Annotated in this window: 5 protein-coding genes; 2 read left to right on the forward strand and 3 right to left on the reverse strand. The window is 65.5% G+C overall.

The window, feature by feature from the left end; genetic code table 11:
• Nucleotides 1-83 precede the first annotated feature (83 nt).
• Nucleotides 84-1103 carry a replication initiator protein A gene (locus ACFMBG_RS21060; protein ID WP_421056641.1) on the reverse strand — a complete coding sequence of 340 codons (1020 nt, stop codon included), beginning with the start codon at nucleotides 1101-1103 and terminating at the stop codon, nucleotides 84-86.
• 474 nt (nucleotides 1104-1577) lie between these two features.
• Here ACFMBG_RS21060 and ACFMBG_RS21065 point away from each other — a divergent pair, with 474 nt between their 5' ends.
• Both ACFMBG_RS21065 and ACFMBG_RS21070 read left to right on the forward strand, forming a co-directional pair.
• Entirely contained in the window at nucleotides 1578-2978 is a 1401-nt protein-coding gene (locus ACFMBG_RS21065; RefSeq protein ID WP_421056642.1) for an AAA family ATPase, read from the forward strand.
• A gap of 75 nt (nucleotides 2979-3053) precedes the next feature.
• Nucleotides 3054-4181 carry a ParB/RepB/Spo0J family partition protein gene (locus ACFMBG_RS21070; protein WP_421056643.1) on the forward strand — a complete coding sequence of 376 codons (1128 nt, stop codon included), beginning with the start codon at nucleotides 3054-3056 and terminating at the stop codon, nucleotides 4179-4181.
• A gap of 259 nt (nucleotides 4182-4440) precedes the next feature.
• Here ACFMBG_RS21070 and ACFMBG_RS21075 read toward each other — a convergent pair whose 3' ends face one another.
• Together ACFMBG_RS21075 and ACFMBG_RS21080 are read right to left on the reverse strand one after the other, a co-directional pair.
• A complete protein-coding gene (locus ACFMBG_RS21075; RefSeq protein WP_421056644.1) occupies nucleotides 4441-5751 on the reverse strand; it encodes a UDP-glucose dehydrogenase family protein in 1311 nt (436 codons plus the stop codon).
• Nucleotides 5736-5936, reverse strand: a 201-nt coding sequence (locus ACFMBG_RS21080) for a hypothetical protein (protein WP_421056645.1), incomplete at its 5' end; no start/stop codon positions are given. The genes ACFMBG_RS21075 and ACFMBG_RS21080, both read right to left, overlap by 16 nt.

Here is a 5936-nt window from a genome sequence, read left to right on the forward strand (position 1 = left end):
TTGAGGTCCGCCTTGCCGCGGCAAGGCAGCGGCCTGCGGCCGGTGAGTATTTGGGGAAAGATGAAGGTGGGGGCAGAGGGCGCTTATTCTGCGGCGCGCTTCCTGACCCAGCCCAGGAAGGCCGCATCGGGCATCCGCAATCTGGGGCTGCCGGTGCGCACCCACATGGCGCGCCACTCCGCCTCCAGCGCATAGGCGTCCGCGCCGGGCATCAGCGCCCGCGCCTCTTCCAGCGTCGCGGGCTTCAGCTGCGGCGCGTTCAGCACCGCCTCGGTGACGGCGTGTTTCTGGCTGAAGCGGATCACATCGCCCTCCAGCTCCTCCAGCGCGTAATCCGGCAAGGGCTGCGCCTCGATCATGTCGCGGATCATCTTGCGGAACACCCGCCGCGGCGAGGCGGAGCCGGATTTCTTCAGCAAGGTTTCCACCGACACCTGCCAGCTGTTCTGCCGCCCGCAATGCTTGCGCGCCAGTTCATAGATCCGCCGCTCCAAGGGTTTGCGCAGCCGGAAGTAATCGCGGCTGAGCGTCAGCACCGATTTCGACAGCACCGCCCGGTACAGCCAGTCGGACAGCGTTACCGCCACGCTCACCATCTTGCCGCCGCGCGCCTTGCGGACGATCTCCCATTTCTCAATGAGGCCGAAACCGGTGGTCACCTCCTTTTCGAACCCGGGGCCGCCGGTCACGATATTGGTGGTGATGCGGGTGCCCGCCAGCCGCTCGAAGGCCTCGCGCAAACGCCGGTAGGCATCGCCGGAGGTCTCGCGGTTGCAGGCCACCAGGAGATCATGCGCCTTCAGGTGCAGGGTGCGGCTGACCTGGCGGCCGGCATTCAGCGCCGCCATCAGCTGGCTGATGCAGAAGATCAGGATGTCCTTGTCGTGGATCGTCGCCAGCCCCTTGACCGAGGGCGTCACGGTGATCTCGGCGCCGTTGTGCTGGTAGTTCAGGATCCGCCGGTCGGGCCGGGTGCCCAAGCTGAACAGCGGATGCTCCATCGACGCGAGATCATTCTTGGGGATCGCCCCGAAGATATCGCAGAGGAAGAAATCCCCCTGCCCTTCCGGAGGAATCCCCCCCGCTGCCAGCTCTGCCGCCATCTGCCTGTCCGCCGTCTGCTCTGCCGCCTGCCGGGATCTGCTGCCCCGGTCCGGCGACTCGTTTTATCGTGGTTTTGATTACGCTCACCCTAGGGTTATCCACACCGCGCAGCAACGGGGGTTCGGAATCATCCCGTCGGGGGTTCGGAGTCATTTGATCGGGGTTTCAGAGTCACTGGCTCCCGGAAATCCGCCCCGATCGCCTTTGAAAAAAGGGCTTTGCGCGACTCCTCTTCCCCCTGTAACTACTAAATAACCCATATTTAACAGGGCATATTTTTTTGCACCTGTTCAGATCCCCCGCTTTCCCCTGCCGCAACTGCCCGATTTGCTTAGAAAAACCAAAGGGGATGCGCATTTTTCTTCCATGTGCCGTGTTTTTGCGTATTCTGGCGAAAAGGCAGCACATCGGGGCTGCGAGACGGGAAAACAACGGGCAGGGCCATCAGGCCCAAGGACAGCAGGCAGATCCTCATGGCGCGAGATATCCACAAGGCAGGCAGCAGCCTTCCCCCCTATTTCAGCATCGATCCCGACGCCGCTTTGGCCGATCTCGATGCCCCCACCAGCACCGCGGGCTTTGCCGAGATTGCCGCCGCCTGCGCGCAAGGCCGCGCCGATCTGGCCAGCCGCGGCATGAACGAGGAAGGCAAGAAGGAGCTGCGGCTGTTCTCCACCTGGGAGATCACCCGCTACCTGATCCCGGTTGCCCAGGCCCATTTCCGCCGGGTGCTGAAGGCGAACCCGGATCTGCCCCAGGGCCGCAGCGAAACCGAGGGCGGCGCCAAGTGGTTCACGCTGGATGAGGTGCTGCGGCTCAGAGCGCATTTCGGCGCGCAAGGGTCGAAGGCCAAGGAATACATCCCCTACCGCCCCGAAGGCCTGCCCGCCAAGATGGTCGCGGTGGCGAACTTCAAGGGCGGCGTCGGCAAGACCTCGACCGCGGCGCATCTGGCGATGTCGGCGGCGCTCGACGGCTACAAGGTGCTGGTGATCGATCTCGACAGCCAGGGCTCGATGACCTCGATCTTCGGCGGCCGCGTCGAGGACGAATGGCAGACCGCCTTCCCGCTCTTGGCGCGCCACTACGGCGAGCATCTGCGGCTGGAGAACCAGCGCCGCCTCGACCGCGGCGATGCTCCGCAGCCGCTGGACGAGGCGCTGGATGCGGCGATGGAGATGACCGCCCAGGACGTCATCCAGAACACCCACTGGCCCAACATCGACCTGATCGGCGCCCAGCTGAACCTCTACTGGGCGGAGTTCCAGATCCCGGTCTGGCGGATGGCGGCGCGGTCCTGGAAGCTGTGGGATGCGCTCACCGAACGGCTGGAGGCCGACGGGGTGCTGGACGCCTACGATGTGATCTTCATCGACACGCCGCCGGCGCTTGGCTACCTGACCATCAACGGCCTCTCTGCCGCGGACATCCTGCTGGTGCCGATGGGGGCGTCCTTCCTGGAGTTCGACTCGACGGGCCGGTTCTTCGACATGCTGCATTCCACCTTTGCCTCGATCGAGGAGGGCGAGAACCTGGCCGCCCGCGCCCTCGGCCGGCCCGGTCTGGCGTTTGAATGGGATGCGGTGCGCACCGTCATCACCCGCTATGACGGCGCCCAGCAGGGCGAACTGGCAGCCCTCATGCAGGCCTATATGGGCCGGGTGCTCAGCCCCCACAAACAGGATTACACCGCGCTGATCGGCCAGGCGGGGGAGCAGGTGAGCGGCATCTACGAGGCCGACTACCGCGATTTCAACCGCGAGACCTATGCCCGCGGGCGCGAGACCTTTGACGAGACCTATGCGGCCTTCAAGAAGCTCCTGATCGGGGTCTGGCGGCGCGAGGCGTTGCAGGAGCAGCGTGCGGCCGAATAAGGCCCTAACAAGGAATTTGGGGCAGGATGCCCCCGCAGACACAGACGTCTGAGATCGAGGCACGAAGGACAGGACATGGCAAAACGCAAACGGCTCTCTCCGGCGCAAGCGGATTACCTGACGGCGGCCCCCGCGGCCAAACCACCCCTTGGCGGCCCCTCCAGCGTTGGCGCTGCGCCGATTGCCCAGGTGGCCTCGGACGCCTCCGCCCAGGCGGCGCTGCAGGAACTGTCCGGCGTTCTGGAAAACGCCCGCGCCAAGGGGCTGATGATCGAAGAGCTGCCGCTGGCGCAGATCGACGAGAACCACCTGGTGCGCGACCGCATCGAACAGGACGAGGAAGAGCTGCAGTCGCTGATCGAGTCGATCCGCGCCCGCGGCCAGCAGACCCCGGCGGAAGTGGTGCCGCTGGAGGATGGCCCCGGCAGCCGCACCCACGGGCTGATCTCCGGCTGGCGCCGCCTGACCGCCCTGCGCAGACTCTATGACGAAACCTCGGACCCCCGCTTCGCCACCATCAAGGCGCTGGTGATCAAGCCGGACAGCGCCGAAGACGCCTATGTGGCGATGGTCGAAGAGAACGAGATCCGGGTGAACCTCTCCCACTACGAGCGCGCCCGCATTGCTGTGCGTGCGTACAAGGAGGGCGTCTTTACCCGCCGCAAGTACGCGCTGCAGGGGCTGTTCGGCAACGCCACCCGCGCCAAGCGTTCCAAGATAGGCAGCTTCGTCACCCTGGTTGAGGCGCTGGATCCGGTGCTGCTCTACCCCACTGCGATCAGCGAGAAACTGGGCCTGGCGCTGGTGCGCGCCATCGAGGCGGACGAGGGCTTTGCAGACCGCGCAAGACAGGCGCTGCAGGCCGCGGACCGCGCCAGCCCCGAAGCCGAACTGGAGGTTCTGACCCGGCTGGCCGAGGGCGGAACGGCAGAAAAGCCCAAGTTAGACACTGCCATCCCCCCTGCCCCGGTGTCCCCCGCCCCTGTGCCCCCCAAGGCGCCGGCGGAACCGCCAGCCAGCCGCGTCCCGGCGGCGGAGGGGGGTGAGACTGACAGCCCCCCGTCCGCTCCGGTGATTTCCATGGCGGTCCGCGAGGGGGTGCAGATGGAGTACCTGCCGGCGGAACGGCGGGTTGCGTTCAGCGGTCCCGGGGTGGATGTGGCCCTGGTCGACGCATTGCACAGCTGGCTGAAACAGCTCTGATCAGGGTCTGCCCCGGGTTTTCATCTTTCCCCAAGGGCTCCGCCCGTTCGAAAGCGAAACCGTCCCCCGGACGGTTTCAAGGAAGCTTTCTCACCCCGCGCCGCAGGCAAAGGGCTTTTCCGAGGAAAAGCCCTTTTTTGGACTCTGATACCTGCAAGGAGCGGCACGTACATTTAGGTCAGTACGGTTGACCAAATGTTTCGCGCGCGAAACATTTGGTCCGGACCGGACCTATTTGCCGGGCTGTCTGAGGGGCGGCTCAAGCGCCCCGCCCCACCGCCACATAGGTCCCGAACCCGGCCCGTTTGGCGGCTTTTGCCGAGTAGATGTTGCGCAGGTCCGCCATCCGCGGCACCTCCATCTTACGGGCCAGCTTCTTGAGATCCAGGGCGCGGAACTCGTTCCACTCGGTCAGCAGCACCACCAGGTCGGCGTTCTGCGCCGCCTGGTAGGGGTCGTCCATCCATTTGACCCCGGGCAAGAGCGCCTCGCCCTCGGCGCGCCCCTGCGGGTCCACCACCCGCACCTTGGCGCCGCCGCCGACCAGCGCCGGCACGATGGTGAGGCTGGGCGCCTCGCGCATGTCATCGGTGTTGGGCTTGAAGGTGACGCCCAGCACCGCCACGGTCTTGCCGTTGAACGACCCCTCGCAGGCATCACGCAGCTTCTCGACCATCCGCAGCTTCACCTCGTCATTGACCCGCATCACCGTCTCGGTGATCCGCAGCGGAAAGGCATGGTCCTGGCCGATCCGCGCCAGCGCCGCGGTGTCCTTGGGGAAACACGACCCGCCGTAACCGGGGCCTGCGTGCAGGAACTTGTTGCCGATGCGGCCGTCAAAGCCGATGCCGCGGGCGACCTCCTTGACGTCCGCCCCCACCCGCTCGCAGAGGCCGGCGATTTCATTGATGAAGGTGATCTTGGCGGCGAGGAAGGCATTGGCCGCGTATTTGATCAGCTCGGCCGATTCCAGGTCGGTGGTCAGGATCGGGAAATCGCGCAGGTAGAGGGGGCGGTAGATCTCCGCCATCACCTCCGCCGCGCGCTCGTTCTGGACGCCGACCACCACCCGGTCGGGTTTCATGAAATCCTCGATCGCGGCGCCTTCGCGCAGGAACTCGGGGTTGGAGGCAACGTCGAACTCCGCCTGCGGGTTGGCCTTGGCAATCACCTGCTTGACCTGCCGGTTGGTGCCCACCGGCACGGTGGATTTGGTCACCACCACGGCATAGCCGGTCAGCGCCGCGGCAATCTCCTCAGCGGCCGCCATCACATAGGTCAGATCCGCATGGCCGTCGCCGCGCCGGGTCGGGGTGCCGACGGCGATGAACACCGCCTCGGCGCCATCCACCGCCGCCGCCAGGTCACTGGTGAAGCTGAGCCGCCCCGCCTTCACGTTCTTGGCCATCAGCTGCTCCAGCCCCGGCTCGTAGATCGGCACCTCGCCCGCCTGCAGCCGGGCGATCTTGCTCTCGTCCTTGTCGACGCAGATCACGTCATGGCCGAAATCCGAAAAACAGACGCCGGACACCAGTCCGACATAGCCGGTGCCAATCATCGCAATGCGCATGGAATGCCCTTTCCCCAATCCCCATCCGGCCGCTTGGGCGCAGCCGTTGTTCTGAGATTAGAGAAATATACGGTGCCGGACAGGGCGGGAAACCGGTTTTTTCGGACGGACAGGCGGCCGCCGGAAAAGGTCCGGACCGGGCCAAATGTTTCGCGGGTGGGGAGATTGTTTCGGTCCGGAAAGAA

The organism is Leisingera coralii (assembly GCF_049056525.1).
GTDB classification, from domain to species: Bacteria; Pseudomonadota; Alphaproteobacteria; order Rhodobacterales; family Rhodobacteraceae; genus Leisingera; species Leisingera coralii.

What these genes read in the sequence shown, in the direction of transcription:
- ACFMBG_RS21060 (WP_421056641.1), bottom strand. Translation starts at nt 1,103, where the DNA reads ATGGCGGCAGAGCTGGCAGCGGGGGGGATTCCTCCGGAAGGGCAGGGG.
- ACFMBG_RS21065 (WP_421056642.1), top strand. Translation starts at nt 1,578, where the DNA reads ATGGCGCGAGATATCCACAAGGCAGGCAGCAGCCTTCCCCCCTATTTC.
- ACFMBG_RS21070 (WP_421056643.1), top strand. Translation starts at nt 3,054, where the DNA reads ATGGCAAAACGCAAACGGCTCTCTCCGGCGCAAGCGGATTACCTGACG.
- ACFMBG_RS21075 (WP_421056644.1), bottom strand. Translation starts at nt 5,751, where the DNA reads ATGCGCATTGCGATGATTGGCACCGGCTATGTCGGACTGGTGTCCGGC.